This is a genomic window from Pseudenhygromyxa sp. WMMC2535 (genome assembly GCF_011083025.2).
This window is the reverse complement of record NZ_JABJWV010000001.1, coordinates 947,884-965,819: the sequence shown is the minus strand read 5'-3', so window position 1 is coordinate 965,819 and position 17,936 is coordinate 947,884. Positions and strand designations below refer to the sequence as shown.

General features: G+C 71.0%; 14 protein-coding genes. 8 read left to right on the top strand and 6 right to left on the bottom strand.

The features are described 5' to 3' along the window. Positions 1-29: 29 nt before the first annotated feature. Positions 30-1,502, bottom strand: coding sequence for an ATP-binding protein (locus G6O69_RS03535; RefSeq protein ID WP_172302117.1), 1,473 nt, complete (start codon positions 1,500-1,502; stop codon positions 30-32). A 224-nt stretch (positions 1,503-1,726) separates the two neighbouring features. Between G6O69_RS03535 and G6O69_RS03530 the strand changes: the two genes are divergently transcribed. Beyond that, on the top strand, positions 1,727-3,367 hold the full coding sequence (locus tag G6O69_RS03530; protein WP_172308123.1) for an AMP-binding protein: 1,641 nt from the start codon (positions 1,727-1,729) through the stop codon (positions 3,365-3,367). Between the two features lie 28 nt (positions 3,368-3,395). Here the strand turns inward: G6O69_RS03530 and G6O69_RS03525 are convergent, their stop codons facing one another. From G6O69_RS03525 to G6O69_RS03510, 4 genes are read right to left on the bottom strand one after another with little or no spacing between them, the layout of a single operon-like run. Continuing rightward, a complete protein-coding gene (locus G6O69_RS03525) occupies positions 3,396-4,481 on the bottom strand; it encodes a hypothetical protein (RefSeq protein ID WP_172302116.1) in 1,086 nt (361 codons plus the stop codon). Between the two features lie 13 nt (positions 4,482-4,494). Then, a complete protein-coding gene (locus G6O69_RS03520) occupies positions 4,495-5,370 on the bottom strand; it encodes a purine-nucleoside phosphorylase (protein ID WP_172302115.1) in 876 nt (291 codons plus the stop codon). A 5-nt stretch (positions 5,371-5,375) separates the two neighbouring features. After that, positions 5,376-6,221 (bottom strand): serine/threonine-protein kinase, encoded by an 846-nt coding sequence (locus G6O69_RS03515; protein WP_172302114.1) that lies wholly within the window; start codon positions 6,219-6,221, stop codon positions 5,376-5,378. Next, on the bottom strand, positions 6,181-6,420 hold the full coding sequence (locus G6O69_RS03510) for a hypothetical protein (protein WP_172302113.1): 240 nt from the start codon (positions 6,418-6,420) through the stop codon (positions 6,181-6,183). Before G6O69_RS03510 ends, G6O69_RS03515 begins: the two co-directional genes overlap by 41 nt. A 289-nt stretch (positions 6,421-6,709) precedes the next feature. Between G6O69_RS03510 and dnaB the strand changes: the two genes are divergently transcribed. The 4 genes from dnaB (at position 6,710) to G6O69_RS03490 (ending at position 13,754) form a co-directional block, all read left to right on the top strand. Next, on the top strand, positions 6,710-8,167 hold the full coding sequence (dnaB, locus tag G6O69_RS03505) for a replicative DNA helicase (RefSeq protein WP_172302112.1): 1,458 nt from the start codon (positions 6,710-6,712) through the stop codon (positions 8,165-8,167). A gap of 407 nt (positions 8,168-8,574) precedes the next feature. Next, entirely contained in the window at positions 8,575-11,484 is a 2,910-nt protein-coding gene (locus tag G6O69_RS03500; RefSeq protein WP_172302111.1) for a tetratricopeptide repeat protein, read from the top strand. After that, on the top strand, positions 11,481-12,452 hold the full coding sequence (locus G6O69_RS03495; RefSeq protein WP_176396604.1) for a hypothetical protein: 972 nt from the start codon (positions 11,481-11,483) through the stop codon (positions 12,450-12,452). Before G6O69_RS03500 ends, G6O69_RS03495 begins: the two co-directional genes overlap by 4 nt. A gap of 135 nt (positions 12,453-12,587) precedes the next feature. After that, complete coding sequence (locus G6O69_RS03490; protein WP_176396603.1) at positions 12,588-13,754, top strand: hypothetical protein; 1,167 nt, start codon at positions 12,588-12,590, stop codon at positions 13,752-13,754. 74 nt (positions 13,755-13,828) lie between these two features. Here G6O69_RS03490 and G6O69_RS03485 read toward each other — a convergent pair whose 3' ends face one another. Then, positions 13,829-15,469, bottom strand: a complete 1,641-nt coding sequence (locus G6O69_RS03485) for an acyl-CoA carboxylase subunit beta (RefSeq protein ID WP_255215685.1) — start codon at positions 15,467-15,469, stop codon at positions 13,829-13,831. A 104-nt stretch (positions 15,470-15,573) separates the two neighbouring features. Between G6O69_RS03485 and G6O69_RS03480 the strand changes: the two genes are divergently transcribed. The 3 genes from G6O69_RS03480 to G6O69_RS03470 are packed head-to-tail and all read left to right on the top strand — an operon-like array spanning position 15,574 to position 17,912. After that, entirely contained in the window at positions 15,574-16,851 is a 1,278-nt protein-coding gene (locus tag G6O69_RS03480; protein WP_172302108.1) for a hypothetical protein, read from the top strand. Positions 16,852-16,858: 7 nt separating this feature from the next. Beyond that, positions 16,859-17,371 carry a hypothetical protein gene (locus G6O69_RS03475; protein ID WP_172302107.1) on the top strand — a complete coding sequence of 171 codons (513 nt, stop codon included), beginning with the start codon at positions 16,859-16,861 and terminating at the stop codon, positions 17,369-17,371. Next, the gene (locus tag G6O69_RS03470) at positions 17,364-17,912 is read left to right on the top strand and encodes a TlpA disulfide reductase family protein (RefSeq protein ID WP_172302106.1); all 549 of its coding nucleotides are present in this window, start codon (positions 17,364-17,366) and stop codon (positions 17,910-17,912) included. The genes G6O69_RS03475 and G6O69_RS03470 overlap by 8 nt, the downstream gene beginning before the upstream one ends. The last annotated feature ends 24 nt before the right edge of the window (positions 17,913-17,936 follow it).

Sequence of the window (17,936 nt, the reverse complement as noted above, 5' to 3'; positions counted from 1 at the left end):
CCCCTGTGCCTCGCGGCCCCGACTCGTCGCTAGCGTAGATCGCGGGTCAGATCGCCGAGATCCTGTGCCAGGTAGCCGCGCGCCTCGATCTTCTCGCGCTGCGCCGCGGACAGCGAGGGGGCGAGGGCGACCCGCTCGACGGTCCAGTCGGCGAAGCGCCTGGGGTGGAGCCCGACGAAGCGCTCGATGTGGCCGTCGTAGCTGGGGAGGTCGGCGAGCAGCTTGTCGGGGTTTCGTTTGCAAGACGCGATGCGGACGCGTCGCTCGTCCTCGTTGAGCGCGACGAGGTCGAGCTCGGTGCCCTTGCGATCCCAAAAGCCGACGATGCGCTCGCTCATCTCGAAGTCGCCGACGCCGGCGCGGCTGCGCTCCGCGTAGAGCTGGGCCACGAGCTTCTCGAAGCTGAAGCCCTCGACCTGGGCGAGGTGCTCGCGCGCCTGCTGGACGAGCACCGGCTCGGGGCGGAAGTTGATCGCGGACACGGGGCTGTGCAGCGCGCCGAGCCAGCTGCGCAGGAAGTTGTCCCGGATGTAGTAGCGACCGTTGCGTGCGCTCGGCTTGGCGAAGATCGGGAGCTTGCGCTCGACCATGCGGAACTTGCCGGCCAGCGCCTGGATGTATCCGCCGACCTGCTCCGAGCCCTGGGGGTTCACGCTCTCGACGTAGCTGCGGATGTCGCCGTTGGTGCACCCGGGGTTGCGAGAGATGTACTTGAGGATGACGTCGTAGCGGCCCCTGAGCTCGTTGAGGAACCAGTTGTCGGCCTCGCCCCGGAGCGGGGAGGAGCTGCGGAAGAACATGGCGCGGAGCAGCTCGTCGCGTTCAGCCGCGAGCGCGCCCTGCTCGAAGCAGTCGCGGTAGAACTTGGGGACGCCCTCGAACAGGCTCCACAAAAAGAGCAGGCGGTGCGGGTCGAAGTCGCCGACGTGGGCGTCGAGGATGTCGAGGATCGAGGCGACGTCGAGGTGCCCGAGCTCGATGTTGTCGGTGGTTCGGTTGTAGAGCGGGGCGGAGCGATCCTCGAGCAGCGCGACGAGCTCCGTGTGCAGCGAGCCGAGCACGAAGAGCCCCCCGGGGACCTCGCTCGAGCGGCGCGCGAGCTCGTCGACGACCGCCTGGAGGTGCGAGGTGAACTCGAACAGGTGCCTGCGCGCGAAGTACTGGAATTCGTCGAGGACGACGATGTAGCCCGCTCGGGCCATGTCGCCGACGGACTGGGCGAGCGCGCGAAGGTTCGTGGGCGGGGCGAAGCGTGCAGGGTCGACCTCGAAGGTCTCCATGGCGTCGGTGACCGCGGACAAGACCCCCGCGGGCGCCGAGTCGGGGATCTGGACGTAAAAGCATTTGCGCGCTGGCCCCCGCCCGAGCGCCTCCTGGATCAGCGTCGTCTTGCCGATCCGTCGACGGCCGGTGATGCGGGCAAAAAACCACCGCCGACGGTCGAGGATGGCCGCGAGCTCGTCGCGTTCTTGCCTGCGGCCGTAGAACCTCCAGGGCGTCATCTCTTCTAAGGTAATTTTTTTTACCTTATCAGGCAAAATTTTGTATCTACTTGAAAATAAAGAGATATTTTCATGCCCGTCCGGGCTCCTGGCGGGGTGGCCCAGAGCGAGGGCAGGGTCGACTGAACGCTGTTTTGGATCTTCGACGCCGAGCACCGAAGCAGTTGGCGCTCGTCTCCACTCGCCCCGTGGCCGGGCTGCTAAGCTCGAGCGACAGCGTGAGCATGGGCATCTACGATCGCGACCTCGACCAAAACCCCGCCAACTACCAACAGCTGACGCCGCTGAGCTTTCTGGCGCGCTCTGCCCTGGTCTTCCCGGAGCACCCGGCGATCATCCACGACGGGCCGAAGGCCAAGCAGCGCTGGACCTACGCCGAGCTCTACGCCGACGCCCGGCGCCTGGCCGCGGCGCTGCGCGGGCGGGGGATCGAGCGCGGGGAGACCGTCGCGGCCATGCTGCTCAACACGCCGCCGATGCTCGTCGCGCACTACGGCGTGCCCATGGCCGGGGCCGTGCTCAACGCGCTCAACGTGCGCCTCGACGCCAAGGCGATCGCCTTCATCCTCGAGCACGGTGAGGCCAAGGCGGTGATCGTCGACGCCGAGCTCGCCCCGGTCGTGCGCGCGGCCCTCGAGCTGATGACTGGGCCCAAGCCGTGGGTGGTCGACTACGTCGACCCCACCCTCGAGGCGCCGGGCGAGCCGCTCGGCGGGCTGGACTACGACGCGCTGCTCGCCGAGGGCGACCCCGAGTTCGAGTGGTTGCGGCCCGAGAACGAGTGGGACGCGATCTCGCTCAACTACACCTCGGGGACCACGGGCAACCCCAAGGGCGTGGTCTATCACCACCGCGGGGCCTCGCTGCTGGCCACCGGCAACGTGGTGACCGCGGCCATGGGCAAGCACCCGGTCTACCTGTGGACCTTGCCGATGTTCCACTGCAACGGCTGGTGCTTCCCGTGGTCGCTGAGCGTGGTCGCGGGCACCCACGTGTGCCTGCGCCACGTCCGGGACGACGCGATCTGGGACGCGCTGGCGGAGCACGGCGTCACGCACATGTGCGGCGCGCCGATCGTGATGTCGGTGATCTCCGGCGCCGACGAGGCGACAAAGCGACCGCTCGAGCGCGTCGTCGAGTTCTTCACCGCCGGGGCGCCGCCGCCCGAGGCGACCTTGGCAGCGATGGCCGCGGCCGGCTTCAACATCACCCACCTCTATGGCCTGACCGAGAGCTACGGCCCGGCGGTGGTCAACGACTGGCACGCGGCCTGGGACGCGCTCGACGCCGACGCCCAGGCGCGGATGAAGGCCCGCCAGGGCGTGCGCTACCAGGCCCTCGAGGGGCTCACGGTCATGGACCCCGAGACCATGACCACGGTCCCCGCCGACGGCGAGAGCCTCGGCGAGGTGATGATGCGCGGCAACGTGGTCATGAAGGGCTACCTCAAGAACCCGCGCGCGAGCGCGGAGGCCTTCGCGGGCGGGTGGTTCCACACCGGCGACCTCGCGGTGATCCACCCAAACGGCTACATCCAGCTCAAGGATCGCTCGAAGGACATCATCATCTCGGGCGGCGAGAACATCTCGTCGATCGAGGTCGAGGACGCGCTCTACAAGCACCCGGCGGTCAGCGCCGCGGCGGTCGTGGCCATGCCCCACGAAAAGTGGGGCGAGACGCCCTGCGCCTTCGTCGAGCTGCGCGCGGGGGCCAGCGCCGAGGCGAAGGAGATCATCGCCTGGTGCCGCGAGCAGCTCGCCCACTACAAGTGCCCGACCAAGGTCGTGTTCGGGGCGCTGCCGCGGACCTCGACCGGGAAGATCCAGAAGTTCAAGCTGCGCGAGCAAGCCCGCGCGCAGGCCTGAGCCGTGGCGCTGGGCGGACGAGCCGGGCTCAGGGGCGCGGCTCGGGCAGCCCCGGGGGCAGGCGCTCGACGAGCAGGGCGCCGTGGAGCTGGCGATCGTCGCGGCGGCGCGGGACGTCGCGGCGGGGGGCGCCGAAGCGTACGCGGCCGTGACCGGGCGGGGCGAGGTGGGCGAGCAGGGCCTCGGCCCGGGCCGTGATGGCCTCGCCCTGCACGGGCTGGATCAGCAGCATCGGCCCGAGCGTGGGCGTATCGGCGCTGGCGTCGAGATCGGCGTCGGTGCTGGCGTCGGTGCTGCTGTCGAGCGGGGCGAGGCGAAACAAGGCCGGGGCCAAGAAGCGCTCCTCCGGGGCGTCGCTGCGGATCAGCGCGCCGCCGGGGCAGATCGTGGTCACCCCCTCGCGGGCGCGCCACAGCGCCTCGGCGGCCAGAAACTTTTCGGCTCGGGCGGCGGTGACGGGGCCCGAGAAGGCCTGATCATCGTCGACGGGGCCCATGCGCGCGCCGATCCACAGCCGCCTCAAGGTCCGCTCGAGGCGCTCGCTCGAGCCCTCGACGATGACCCGATGGACCACGCGGGGATCGAAGCCCGTGCGCCGCAGGCAGGCGCGGGCGAGCAGGTAGGCGGCGAGCTCGTGGTCGGCGTCGGCCTGGACCAGGGCGACGCGCTCGCGCCGAGGGCTGACGCCGATCTGCGTCCACGCGGCGTTGGGGTGGTCGAGCTGGCCGGGCGTCGAGGTCGCGAGGGCCTGGCCGCCGAGCAGCTCGCCCACGTCACGCAGCAGACGAAAGACGGCGGGGCAGGCCCCGGCTTCGCTCTCGACGTGGACCCGGTGGCCGCGCTGGAGCGCCTGCCAGGCCAGGGCGAGGGCCTCGAGGGGCTGCTCGCGGAGCTCGCGGATCCGCACCGGCTGGCCGCCGATCTCGTCGAAGCGCCGCTCGCTCAGAGCCTGGAGCTGCTGCTGGGCCGCGCCGATCTGCTCCTCGCGCTCCCAGGCGACCATGCCCATGCGCGCGCCGAGGTCGTCGGCGATCTCGTCCGAGCTCAGGGCGAGGGCCTCGAGCAGCTCACCGAGGAGGTGGCGGGCGCTCGCCGCGAGGTGCTCGGGGCTCATGGCGGATCGAGGATCACGCTGGCGTCGGCGACTCGCTCGCGCCGGCGCGCAGGAGCAGCCCGCGGACCAGGGCGGCCAGGCGCCCGCGGGCCTTGTTGGACTCGACGAAGACCTCTTCGTGGGACAGGTCGTCGGCCCCGGCGGCGTTGGTCACCAGGCCCAGGCCGCAGGTCGGCACGCCGTGGGCCGCGGCGAGCACGGCCTCGTAGGTGGTCGACATGCCGACGACGTCGCAGCCGAGGCTGCGCAGGGCCGCGACCTCGGCGGGGCTCTCGTACTGCGGGCCGCGGGCGTGGCCGTAGACGACCTCGGGCAGCTGGCTGGGGTCCTCGGCGAGGGCGCGCAGCTGGGCGCGGAGCGTGCGGTCGTAGAGGTTGGAGCAGCCCACGAAGGCCGGGCCGCGCAGGGGCGTGGGCCCGAACAAGTTGAACTGATCGCGGTAGCTGACGATCGCCCCGGTGCGCAGCTTGGGGTCGATGCCGCCGACGGCCGAGGTCAGCAGCAGGCGGGCGCAGCCGAGGGTGAGCACGGCGCCCAGCGGGGCCGCGGACACGGACGCGGGGTGCCCCTCGTAGGGGTGGATGCGCCCGGTCTGCACGCACACGCGCAGCGGCGCGCCGCCCTCTCGGGCGAGCTCGCCGAACACCAGCTCGGTGCCATGGCCGGCGACCGAGGGGACCGGGAGCTCGAGGTCGGCGAGGGCGACCCGCTCGCGGATCTCGAGGCCGAGGGCGTGCTCGCCCTGGTCTTCGACGAGCGGCTTTCCGATGCCCGAGCCGCCGACGATCATCCAGTCGACGGGGCCAGCGGCGAAGTAACCAGGGATGCGCTTGTCGAGGGCCGCGGCGCAGGCCGCTCCCTCCGGATGCCAATTGGGGTCGAATTTCATGGGGCTCAGTTCACCAAGAACATGATGATCATCGCCCCGATCACGCCGAGCGCCACGCCGATGGCGACCGCGACGGCCAGCGTGCGTCCGCCGAGGGGGCTGGGGGCGTTGCCCGGGCCTTCGGCCTTGGAGGGGGCGGGGTCGTTGGCCGGGGCGGGCGGGGTGTCGGAGGTCAGCTCGACGGCCATGTGCCGCGGCGGGATCTCGCCGCCGAGGTGCTCGACGATGGGCGGGAGGATCCGGATCAGCTCCTCGAGGTCCGGGCGGACGTCGGGGCGGCGGCTCATCATCCGCCGGCACAGATCGCTGAGCGGCTCGTCGAAGCCCTCGATCTGCTGCTTGAGCACGGGGCGCTCGGCCTTGAGGTGGCGGCGGACCACGGCGGTGTAGTGGTCGTCGCTGCCGCCCTTGCGGAAGGGCGGGTTGCCCGTGCACATGTGGTAGAGCGAGCAGCCGAGGGCGTAGACGTCGGCGCTCGAGTCGACGTCCTCGCCCATGGCCTGCTCGGGCGCCAGGTAGTCCGGCGTCCCCACGAACACGCCCGTGGCGGTGATCGAGAGGTCCTCCTGCAGGGCCTTGGCGAGGCCGAAGTCGGTGACCTTCACGTCGCCGACCTTGGTGATCAGCAGGTTGCTCGGCTTGACGTCGCGGTGAACCACGCCGGCGCGCTTGGCCTCGAGCAGGCCGACGGAGGCCTGGCGCACGACCTCGGCGGCGTCACCTGGACGCAGCGGCCCGTTCTTCTTGAGCAGGCCCCCGATGTCATCGCCGTCGAGGTACTCCATGGCCATGAACGGCCGGCCCTCGAATTCACCGATGAAATAGATCTGAACCACGTTGGCGTGGTTCATGGAAGCGAGCGAGCGAGCGACCCTCACGGAGGAAGCGCTCCTTGAATTCGCTGGACTCCTGGTGCTTTCGACCCAGGACCTTGAGGGCGACGCGGCGGTTGAGGCCGGGGTCGCGTCCTTCGTAGACCTCGCCCATCGCGCCCTTCCCGAGCAGGCCAAGGACGGTGTAGTGGCCGATCTTCTCCGGCAGCCGCGCCATGCGGCGCAAAACCTATCATGGGAGCGGCTAGCAGCCCATCGGCCAGCGCAGGTGGAGTCACGATAGAAAGTGCGCTTACTCCGCTTGGTCGAAGTCGCGCGTCGATTTCCCCGGTCCCGCGCGGGGCGCGGGCGGTCACGGAGTTCCAGGGGCCACCTGGCAAAGAAAAAATCCTCTTTCAAATCATAGTGATAGAAAGCCACCGGTGCCGCCGAGGGATCAAAACAAGAAGTCGAAATGGCCCGGGGACAAGCAGCGCGGGGGTAAAGTATCTGGCCCCGGGAACGCCATGGCCGAGCTTCGCACCCTGCCCCACCGAGCCGAGGCCGAGAACGCGGTGCTCGGCGGGATCCTCCTGCGGGGTCGCGACGCCCTCGGCGAGGTGCTCGAGCTGATCACCGAGGAGGACTTCTACCAACCTCGGGCCCAGGCCGTGTTTCGAGCCATGCGCATCCTCGAGGAGCGCGGCGAGCCCATCGACGTGATCACCCTCGAGGCGCAGCTGCGGCGGACCGGGGAGCTCGAGCTCGTCGGCGGCATCGAGGGACTCGCTCGCTTCGACCGCTATGCCACGGCCCACAACATCAAGGCCCACGCCGAGCTCGTGCTCGAGTCGTCGCGGATCCGCAACCTCGTCGTCGTCGCCCGCGAGATCGCGGAGGAGGGCATGCAGGAGGTCGAGGACTCCAAGGCCTACGTGGACACGGCCGAGCAGCGCGTGCTCAAGGTCAACGAGCGCGGGCGCAAGAGCAGCTACCGCAGCTCCCGCGAGCTGATGCTCGAGGTCTTCCAGGGCATCACCGAGCGCCAGCGCCAGACCGACCCGATCACCGGCGTGTCGACGGGCTTCATCACCCTCGACGAGATGACCGCCGGGCTCCAGCCGAGCGACCTGATCATCCTCGCGGCCCGCCCGTCCATGGGCAAGACGGCCTTCGCCCTCAACTTGGCCCAAAACGCCTGCATCATCCCGGCCAAGTACGCCAACGCCCCCGCCGACCAGCGCCCGGCTCGCTACCCGGTGCTCTTCTTCTCGCTCGAGATGGGCGCGGCCCAGCTGATCGAGCGCGTGCTGTGTAGCGAGGCCCGGGTCGACTACGCCCAGCTGCGCCGCGGCGGGCGGATGATGGAGCAGGACTTCCGCGGGCTGATCAACGCGGCCGACCGCATCTCCAACGCCCCGCTCTACATCGACGACAGCGCGGCGCCGAGCATCCTCGAGCTGCGCGCTCGCGCCCGCCGCTGGCGCGACGACCGGACGATCTTCCCCGAGCCCGACCCCGACGACCCCAGCGCCAACCACAAGCAGCTCGGCCTGGTCATGGTCGATTACCTCCAGCTCGCCCGCGGCGGCAAGGCGCGCTACGACTCGCGCGAGCAGGAGATCTCGGAGATCTCCCGCGGGCTCAAGGCCATGGCCAAGGAGCTCAAGGTCCCGGTCATCGCCCTGTCTCAGCTCAACCGCGCCGTCGACTCCCGCGCCGACCACCGCCCGCAGCTCTCCGACCTGCGCGAGTCCGGGGCCATCGAGCAGGACGCCGACGTGATCATGTTCATCTATCGCGAGGAGCGCTACCTGGCGCCGGACGCCCCGGAGGAGAAGCGCCGCGAGGTCGAGAACAAGGCCGAGATCATCATCGGCAAGCAGCGCAACGGGCCGATCGGCGCGGTCGGCCTGACCTTCATGAAGAAGTTCACCCGCTTCGAGAACCCGGCGCCCGAGTACGAGGGCGGCGGCGGGTTCTGAGCGGGAGGCGCCCTCGAACTCGGGCGCCGACGCTCGCCTCGGGGCCAGCGCGGCCACCATGGGATAGCGCCGTGGTGGACCGCGGCGCGACCTTCATGGCGGCCGCGAGGTGAGGCGCCCTGGGAGCCCGTGGTGAAACCCAACACGACACCTCGCTTGGTCTTTTCGCCGAGGGCTTTGTCGCCAAAACTGGCAGTACACCCGGTACAGCGGCGTTTTGGCTTCTCGCCCTCGACGAAAATCCCGGCGCCGGGAGCCGCGCTGGGTTCCACCACGGGCTCCTGGTGCCGGGCCGAGCTCCGGGCGCGGGCGCGGGGGTGGGGCGCGAGGGGGGGCGCGAGGTGGGGTCGCGGTGTCGGGCTCGCGTCAGACATGACCCCCGTCGGCGCAGCCCCTATGATGGCCGCGTGAGCCGAAGTCCGCCCAGCGGCGAGGTCGTCGAGCATACGGTCGTCGAGATGGGCGACGAAGGCTTCGACGGCGAGGGCGCGCTGCCGGGGCGAGGGCGCTGCGTGGGTCGCTATGTGCTCTTGCGCCGCCTCGGCGCCGGGGGCATGGGCGTGGTCTGGGCGGCCTGGGATCCGGAGCTCGACCGCGAGGTGGCGATCAAGCTGCTGCGCCCGCGGATGACCGGCGAGAAGGCGCGTGCCCGGCTGCTGCGCGAGGCCCAGGCCATGGCGCGGGTGACCCACCCCAACATCATCGCGGTTCACGACGTCGGCCTCGTCGAGGGCCGGGTGTTCGTGGCCATGGAGTCGATCCGCGGCGAGACCCTGCGGGCCTGGCTCGACGCCGAGCCGCGGCCGTGGAAGGCGATCGTCGCCGCCTATCGCCAGGCGGCCCTCGGCCTGGCCGCGGCCCACGAGGCCGGGCTCTTGCACCGGGACTTCAAGCCCGAAAACGCGATGATCGACGGCTCCGGCCGCGTGCGGGTCATGGACTTCGGCCTGGCCACGGCCCACGAGGGCCGCGAGGACGAGCAGGTCCACGACCTCGGGCCACGAGAGCTGCGCCAGCTGGCCACGGATCACTCGGCCAGCGGCGGGCTGCTGGCCACGCCGCTGACCGAGGTCGGGCGAGTCGTGGGCACCCCGGCCTTCATGGCCCCCGAGCAGCTCGCGGGCAAGCGCGGGGGCCCGGCCTCGGATCAGTTCTCGCTGTGCGTGGCGCTGTGGCAGTCGCTCTACGGCGAGCGGCCCTACGCCGGCGACGACCTCGAGGCGCTGATGAGCTCGTTTCGCGACGGCCGGCTGCGCTCACCCCCGGCGCGCTCGAAGGTCCCGGCGAAGATCCGCAGGGTGGTCGAGCGCGGGCTGGCCTACGACCCGCGCCATCGCTGGCCCGACATGGCGGCGCTGGCCGAGGCCTTGGGCGCCGCCGAGGCCCGGCGGGTGTGGCCGTGGGTGCTCGGTCTGGGCGCGCTGCTCGTGGCCGTGAGCGCGGGCCCGCTGTGGCTGGACCAGCGCCAGGTCGAGCGCTGCGCGGAGCGGGGTGGCTTCGCGCGAGACTGGGACGCCGCCGCCCAGGCCGAGGTCGCCGCGGCCCTGCGCGAGGCCGGCCCCCACGGCGAGCCGGTGTGGACGCGGATCCAGCCGCAGCTCGACGCCTGGGTCGCGGGCTGGTCGGCGGTCTCGGGCGAGGCCTGCCGCGAGCGCGACGGCCTGCCGGGGGCGCTGCGCGTGGCCCAGGCGCTGTGCCTCGAGCGGGAGCGAGACGCCTTCGCGGCGACCTCGGGGCTGCTGCGAGAGGCGGACGCCGAGGTCGCGGCGCGGGCCGTGGACATGGTCGAGGCCCTGCCGGCGCCCGAGCGCTGCGCCGACGCGGAGGTGCTCGCGCGCCTCGACGGCCGCGCGCCGCCTCGCGACGAGGCCGCGGCCGAGCACGTGCGGCTGGCGCTGGCTCAGGCCGAGGCATTGCTGCTCGCGGGTCGCTACGCCGAGGCCCAGGTCACCCTCGAGGCGCAGCGCGAGCGCGCGGCCGGCCTGGGCGCCCCGGCCCTCTACGGCGAGCTGCTCGCGGCCCTCGGTCGCGTCGACGAGCGCCTCGGCGAGCTCGAGCGCGCGGCGCAGCGCTCGGGGGCGGCCTATGTCGAGCTGCTCGGCGCCGGCGAAGATCTGGGCGCCGCCGAGGTCGCGACCACGCTGCTCGTGGTCTACGGCAAGCTCGCCAAATTCGAGCTCGCCCGGACCTGGGAGCTCCAGGCTCGGGCGCTGCTCGAGCGCAGCGAGGCCGGCCCCGAGCCGCGCGCTGCCCTGGTCCTCGCCCTCGCGGGCCTCGCCGGGACCGAGGGCGAGTACCGCGAGGCGCTGGCCCTCTACGAGCAGGCCGCGACCTTGCTCGAGGACGAGCTCGGTGAAGACAGCCTCGCGCTCGCGCGCATGCTCGGCGAGATGTCCTCGATCCAACGCAGCCTCGGCCAGCTCGGCGAGGCCGAGGCGACCGGCGCCCGCGGCCTCGAGCTGCTCGCCGAGCGCCTCGGCCCCGAGCACCCGGAGCTCGGCGGCGTGCACCTCGAGCGCGGCAACACCTCCTATCGCCAGGGCGACGTCGAGGGGGCGCGCCGGCACTTCGAGCGCGCCGTCGAGATCGTCGAGCCGGCCATGGGCAGCCAGCACGCCACGGTCACCGCCGCGCGCACGGGCCTGGGCGCCGTGGCCCTCAGCGAGGGCGAGGACGAGGTCGCCGCGGCGCTCTTTCGCCAGGCCCTCGCGGGCGTCGAGGCGCGGCTCGGGGACCACCACCCGGACCTCGTCCCGCCCCTGGTCAACCTCGGCGTCGCCCAAAAGCGCGCCGGCGAGCTCGAGAGCGCCGAGGCCAGCCAGCTGCGCGCCGCCGAGCTGATGGCGGCGCAGCACGGCCCCGACCACCCCAACTTGCAGGCGATCTTCGACAACCTCGGCGAGCTGCGCATGCTCCGGGGCGACCACGAGGGCGCGCGCGAGGCCTACGCGCGGTCCTTGAAGATCGGCGAGACGGCCCTCGGCGAGGATCACCCGGAGCTCGACTATGCCCTGGTCGGTCTGGGCGAGGCAGCCCTGGCCGAGGGCGAGGCAGCTTTGGCCGAGGGCTACTTCGAGCGCGTGCTCGCTTCGCCGGAGGCCGAGGGCAAGAACCAGACCCAGGTCGCGCTCGCGCGCTTTGGCCTCGCCCGGGCGCTCGCGGCTCGCGGCGAGTTTAGTCGGGCGCGGGCCGAGGCCGAGCGGGCGCGGACGATGATGCGCGCCGGCGAGGCTGGGGATCCGCAGGCGCTCGCGCGCGTCGAGGCCTGGCTGGAGGAATCAGAGTCCGCGGACCGCGGTCAGGAGGCACCACGATGAGAGGCGAGGTTTCGAGAGACGAGTTGATCGCTAGCTTCGAAGAGCCGCGCAGTACGCCGCGCTTCGAGTACACCGGCTCGATCGAGGGCCTGCGCGCGCGCTGGGACGCGCTGTGCAAAGTCCCGCGTCACGGCCGACGAGCGCGAGAGCTGCTCGGCAAGGTCGCGGTCCTCGTGGCCATGGTGCTGGTCGCCCTCAACTTGGCGTGGGTCGGCGGGATGTTCGAGCTGGGACCGCTGGAGGCCGCGCCGCAGTGGTTCTTTCCCGTGCTCACCTCGGTGTTCGTCGCCGGGGGCCTGCTCGCGGTCTCGGACAGCCTTGGCTTGCGCGCGCCGGCCCTCGACGCGCGCAAGCTCGGCCTGGCGCACGAGCTGGTCTGCCACCTCGAGCGCAGGCTCTGCTTGACCGACGAGCTCGAGCTGCGCGTGGACTTTGGTCCGAGCTGCCGCGACCGCAGGCCGCCGAGCCCAGACCCGGTCCTCGACTGGTGCGCGCTCGCCCTCCCGGACGCGGAGCCCTCGCCACACGACTGGCTCTACCTGTACGCGCGCGTCGACGGCCGCGAGCTTCGGGTTCGCCTGCGCACGCTGTTTGGGCGCTGGGGCGAGGAGCGACGCCTGCGTGACGAGCTCGCCGTGGACATCCGCGGGCAGGGTCTGGCCACCGCGCGCACGCTCGCGCTCCCGGACGCCGCGGAGACCGAGCTGATCGCCGAGTCGCTCGCGGCTGATCACGTGCAGCTGCTCTTTCGCGGTCGCGGGGCGGCGCGCCACTGTCCGCCGTCAGTCGATGAGCTGGAGACGGGCTGGCCGACCGAGTTGAAGAGGGACCATCTCAACATGAGGAGGTACGAGTTGACGGATCACTACGAGGACATCGAGTGGTTGCTGGGGGGGCGGGCGTTGGTCGAGCACGTCGAATTTGCGCTCGCGGTGGCGCGCGGCGTTGACGGCGCTGGCAAATCATAGAGTGCGAAGCGCGAGGAAATTACATGGTTGGGCGTCCGCGCCGCTGATAGCTTGAGACGCATGAGAGCACTCTCGAATGTGATTCCATCCGCGAGCTGCGTCGTTCTGGCGCTCGCGTGCGGAGATCGGGGCGAGATGGATGGCGCCGTCGGTGGCGATGGAGACGAAGTCGGAGCCGATACCTGGCAAGCCCCCGAGGCGAGCCACGAGTGCGCGAGCCCCTTGGATAGAGCTGGCTCGAGCAACGACGAGGCGCGCGCGCTGGAGGTCTTCGACGATGGCTCTTTCGTCGTGGCAGGAGCAATCCTCGATGACGACGAGAGCGGCCAGATGGGGTGGGGGGCTGGGTTCGACGCATCGGGGGCCTCGCGCTGGGAGCTGAGCTTGCCTGCGAGCCAGGGCTCTTCGCGGATCCTCGCGCTGGCGAGGCGCGAGGGAGACGGGGGGTTGTGGGCGTTGCTCGAGACGGGGAACGATGAGGTCCTCTTGCGCCTATCGGTCGAGGGCGACATCGAGGGCGAGCTCCTGCTCTCCGAGCGCATCGACGACGCCGAGCTGGGGGTGAGTATCAAAGACATGAGCGCGGTCGAGGGCTCGGTCTGGCTGACGGGGAGGTTGGGTGGGGATCTGTGGGTCGGGCGCCTGGACCTCGAGCACGACGAGCTCGAGACGGTCCTCGTCGAGGATCAGCTCGGCTACATCGACACGGGGATGCGCCTCGCCCGAGCGGCCGATGAGTTGGCGGTCGCGGCGAAGATCGAGAGCGGGCCGTCCTCGGACGGGGACCTCATGCTGGTCCCGCCTTCGCATGTGCTGCTCGTACGCTTCGACCTCGATGGGCATGAGCTCGGACGCACCGCGCTCGGTGAAGGCGAGCCCCTGCTCGCCGCCGATATCCACGCCCTGGTCGCGGACGGCGAGGGGAGCTGGGTGGTCGCGGGCGTCCGCCGGCCCACGAATGAGCTCCTCGATCTCGGGGAGGCCTGGGTCGAGGCAGTGGGCGCCGAACAGGCGTGGGAGTGGACGCGGACGAGCGTGCTGGAGGACGAGGTGCGCGTCGAGGCGCTGCTCGCCGGGGACGGGGAGGTCTTGGCGCTCGGTAGCGAGAGCGGGCAGGCCTGGGCGATGGGGCTGGGGCGAGATGGTGTCCCGCGCTGGGAGTACGGCTTCGATGACGAGGGCTTCGACAGCGTGGAGCTCCTGGTTGCAGCCTGGGATCCGCGCGGTTCCCTGCGTACGGGCGGACGAGCCTGGCTCGGCCAAACACCGAGCTTGCGGACTTGCCTGGTGGTCCCGCCCTGAAGGCGCGCTCGCCCCAAAGAAGAGGGGCCGTGCGCTGATCCGCACGACCCCGAATTCTCGAGCGCTCGAGATTGCTAGAGCGGGATGTTCCCGTGCTTCTTAGGCGGGTTCTCCTGCCGCTTGTTCCGCAGCATGTCGAAGCAGTCCGCGAGCACTCGCCGGGTCTCGGCCGGCATGATCACGCGATCCAGGAACCCGCGCTCGGCCGCCTTGTAGGGGCTGGCGAAGAGCCGGCGGTAGTCCTCGATCAGCCGCGCGCGCTCGGCCTCGGGGTCCTCGGCGTTGGCGAGCTCGCGGCGGAAGATGATGTTCACGGCCCCCTCGGCACCCATCACCGCGATCTCGGCGGTCGGGTAGGCGAGGTTGATGTCGCCGCGGATGTGCTTGGAGGCCATCACGTCGTAGGCGCCGCCGTAGGCCTTGCGAGTGACCAAGGTGACCTTGGGGACGGTGGCCTCGGTGAAGGCGTAGAGCAGCTTGGCGCCGTGGCGGATGATCCCGCCGTACTCCTGGTCGGTGCCGGGCAGGAAGCCGGGGACGTCGACCAGGGTCAGCAGCGGGATGTTGAAGGCGTCGCAGGTGCGGACGAAGCGGGCCGCCTTGACCGAGGCGTTGATGTCGAGGCAGCCGGCGAGGCCGCCCTGGGGCTGGTTGGCGACCACGCCGATGCTGTGCCCGGCGATGCGGATGAAGCCGCACACGATGTTGGGGGCGTAGTGCTCCTGGACCTCGACGAACACGCCCTCGTCGGCGACGGACTCGATGATCTTGCGGATGTCGTAGGGCTTGTTGGGGTTCTCGGGCACGAGCTCGGCGAGCTCGGGGCACTCGCGGTCGGCGGGGTCGCTGGTCTCGCGCCGCGGCGGGGGCTCCATGTTGTTGCTGGGCATGAAGCCGAGCAGGGCCCGGGTCATGGCCAGCGCGGCGGCCTCGTCGTGGCAGGCGAAGTGGCCGACGCCGGACTTCTCGTTGTGGGTCCGCGCGCCGCCGAGGGCCTCCTTGGTGACCTCCTCGTGGGTCACGGTCTTGATCACGTCGGGGCCGGTGATGAACATGTAGCTCGACTCCTCGACCATGAGCACGAAGTCGGTGAGCGCGGGCGAGTACACGGCCCCGCCGGCGCAGGGGCCGAGGATCACCGAGAGCTGGGGGATCACGCCGGAGCTGAGCACGTTGCGCTTGAAGATCTCGGCGTAGCCGCCGAGGGCCGCGACGCCCTCCTGGATGCGCGCGCCGCCGCTGTCGTTGAGGCCGACCACGGGGCAGCCGACCTCCATGGCGAGGTCCATGACCTTGCAGATCTTCTCGGCGTGGGCCCAGCCGAGGCTGCCGCCGAACACGTCGGGGCGCTGGGCGAACACGAACACGCGGCGGCCGTCGACGGTGCCGTAGCCCGTGATCACGCCGTCGCCGTAGACCTGCTTGTCCTGCATGCCGAAGTCGGCGCACTGGCTGGTCACGAAGCGGTCGAGCTCGACGAAGCTGCCCGCGTCGAGGAGCAGCTCGATGCGCGCGAGGGCGCCCTGGCGACCGACCTTCTCGAGGCGCTCGTGGGCGGCCTCGGACTTTGCCGCGAGCTTATCGATGGCGCCGTCGCCGTCTTTTTCGTGGGCGCGGGCGACGAGGGGGCCACCGCCGAGGGCGGCGACGCGGGAGCGCAGCTCGAAGGCGTCGACGGAGTGGCGCGGCTTGGGGGCGTCGGAGTCCTTGGCCATGGGGCTGGACTGTAACAACGGTTGGGGGCTGGCGGAATCGCTAGCCGCGCACCTGCGAGCCTGTTTCACCACGCGCATCGGGCTTCGTGGCACACTCCCGGCTCATGGCCTTCGCTCACGCTCCCCTCGAGGCCGCGGCCCTCGGGCCGATGGCCGGCAAGTTCGTCGGAGACGGCGCGCCCGACAAGATGCGCAAGATGGTGGCCTCGGGCATGGCCCCGCTGCCGCCGCGCGACATGCTCGTGGCCCTCTACCAGCTGTGGGTCATCAACGACGACGAGGTCTCGGATACCGCGGGCAAGACCGTGGAAGGCCTGCCCGAGGCGGTGCTCGCCGGCGCCCTCGGGGACCGCCAGCTGCCCGCGGGGGTCTTGGACCTCCTCGGCCGCAAGCTGGTGCGCAAGGAGGCGGTGATCGAGCAGGTCGTGCGTCACCCCCAGGTCGACGACGAGACGCTGATCGGCGTGTCGCGGGTCTGCTCCGAGCGGATCTGCGACATCCTCGCGGAGAACGAGACCCGCTGGCTGGCCTGCCCGGGCATCGTCGGCGGGCTGTTCCAAAACCGACACTGCCGCATGAGTGTGGTCCACCGGATGATCGAGCTCGCCGAGCGCGAGGGGGTGGAGCTCAACTTGCCGGCCATGGAGGAGATCCGCGCAGCCCTCGCCGAGAGCGGGCCGGTCGACGAGAGCCTCGACGCGGCCTTCAAGCAGATCACCCACACCCAGGCGGCCGTGGAGGCCGAGGCCGCGGCCCTCGACCTGCTCGGCGCGGCCGAGGTCGACGACGACCTCGAGCTCCCGGACTTCGACGACGCGAGTGAGGCCTTCGAGGGCGAGCTCCCGAGCGAGGCCGAGCTCGAGGCGGCCGCAGCCGCAGCCGCAGCCGAAGCCGAAGCCGCGGCAGAGGTCGCGGCCGAAGCAGCAGCTGACGCAGACGCGAAGAAGGTGACCCAGGAGACGGCGCCCGAGAGCCCCGAGCGTCGCCTCGGCCAGCTGCTCAAGATGCGCCCGATCGAGAAGATCCGCGCGGCGATGATGGGCGACAAGTACGACCGCTCGATCCTCGTCCGCGACTCCAACAAGATCGTCGCCATGGCCACGATCAAGTCGCCCAAGGTCCGCGACAACGAGGCGATCGCCTTCTCGGCCAACCGCGCCCTGTCCAACGACGTGCTGTCCTACATCGCCAGCCGCCGCGACTGGATCAAGCTCTACAAGGTCAAGCTCAACTTGGTGATGAACCCCAAGACGCCGATGGCGCGGTCCATGGCCCTGCTCAACCACCTCAACCGCAGCGACGTGCAAAAAGTCGCCCGGTCGAAGGGAATTCCCTCGGCGTTGGCCACGGCGGCGAAACGTAAGGCCCAGTCCCGGGGTTAAACCAAGCGTGCTCACCACACTACAGCGCTGGGGGGGGATCCTGATCCACCCCAAAGTCACCCTCGCGGCCATGCGTGACGGGAGCCTGGCCGCGGGCCGCTGGGACGGCTGGTTGCTGCCCCTGGTGTTCGTGCTCGGCTGCCAGACCCAGCAGGTCGTCGAGGTCTTCGCCCGCTTCGTGCGGATCTCGGGGGTGCTCACGCTGATCGGCGGCCTGGCCATGGTCCTGCTGGTGCCGATCTTCGCGGCCTTGCTGCTCGAGGGGCTGATCGGGTCGTCGCGGGCGCGCTACCGCCACCTGCCCCTGGTGCCCCTGGTCCTGCTCGCGACCCTCGGTAACCTGCTGCGCCAGCTCGGCGTGGCGCTGCCGGGGCCGCAGTATCTGCCGGAGATCCTCGGCACGCTGTGGGGCGTGGGCCTGGCCGTGTGGATCCGCCAGGTCATGCCCGAGGATGCGGATGCGGATGCGGCTGCGGCTGCGGCCGCGGCCGAGCCCGCGAGCGAGGTGCAGCATGGTTGAGGGGACGCCCGAGCGCATCGTCGGCGCGCTCTTGTTGGTCCTGGTCGCCGTCGCCGGGGCCCTGGATCTGCGCACCGGGATCACCAACTGGGACAGCTATGGCCCCGTGGGCGTCGACGAGCCGCTGCCGGAGTTCTTCGTCGAGCTCAGCGACGGCGAGCAGCTGGCCAGCGAGGACCTCGGCGGCCAGGTCAGCCTGATCACCTTCTGGGCGACCTGGTGCCACGCCTGCGGCCTCGAGATGCCGGCCCTCGCCGCCCTCGAGGACCGCTTCGCGGGCACGCAGCTGCGCATCTACGGGGTCAACCGCGACGACGAGCCGATGACCCGGCGCGCGGCCATGGTCGAGGCCTACATGGGCGAGCGCGGCATCGAGTTCCCGCAGATCTACGACGACGGGAGCATGGCCCGGGCCTTTGGCGTCGAGGCGATCCCGCACATGGTGATCGTCGGCAAGCAAGGGCGGATCCGCCACGTGCACCTCGGGCGCACGAGCGAGCGGACCTTGGCCAAGGAGATCGAGGCGCTGCTCGACGAGTGAGCGAGTCGGCGCCCGCTCACTCGC

Coding starts and splice junctions, on each gene's coding strand:
- G6O69_RS03535 (WP_172302117.1), bottom strand. CDS start 1,502: ATGACGCCCTGGAGGTTCTACGGCCGCAGGCAAGAACGCGACGAGCTC.
- G6O69_RS03530 (WP_172308123.1), top strand. CDS start 1,727: ATGGGCATCTACGATCGCGACCTCGACCAAAACCCCGCCAACTACCAA.
- G6O69_RS03525 (WP_172302116.1), bottom strand. CDS start 4,481: ATGAGCCCCGAGCACCTCGCGGCGAGCGCCCGCCACCTCCTCGGTGAG.
- G6O69_RS03520 (WP_172302115.1), bottom strand. CDS start 5,370: ATGAAATTCGACCCCAATTGGCATCCGGAGGGAGCGGCCTGCGCCGCG.
- G6O69_RS03515 (WP_172302114.1), bottom strand. CDS start 6,221: ATGAACCACGCCAACGTGGTTCAGATCTATTTCATCGGTGAATTCGAG.
- G6O69_RS03510 (WP_172302113.1), bottom strand. CDS start 6,420: ATGGCGCGGCTGCCGGAGAAGATCGGCCACTACACCGTCCTTGGCCTG.
- dnaB (WP_172302112.1), top strand. CDS start 6,710: ATGGCCGAGCTTCGCACCCTGCCCCACCGAGCCGAGGCCGAGAACGCG.
- G6O69_RS03495 (WP_176396604.1), top strand. CDS start 11,481: ATGAGAGGCGAGGTTTCGAGAGACGAGTTGATCGCTAGCTTCGAAGAG.
- G6O69_RS03490 (WP_176396603.1), top strand. CDS start 12,588: ATGGATGGCGCCGTCGGTGGCGATGGAGACGAAGTCGGAGCCGATACC.
- G6O69_RS03485 (WP_255215685.1), bottom strand. CDS start 15,469: ATGGCCAAGGACTCCGACGCCCCCAAGCCGCGCCACTCCGTCGACGCC.
- G6O69_RS03480 (WP_172302108.1), top strand. CDS start 15,574: ATGGCCTTCGCTCACGCTCCCCTCGAGGCCGCGGCCCTCGGGCCGATG.
- G6O69_RS03470 (WP_172302106.1), top strand. CDS start 17,364: ATGGTTGAGGGGACGCCCGAGCGCATCGTCGGCGCGCTCTTGTTGGTC.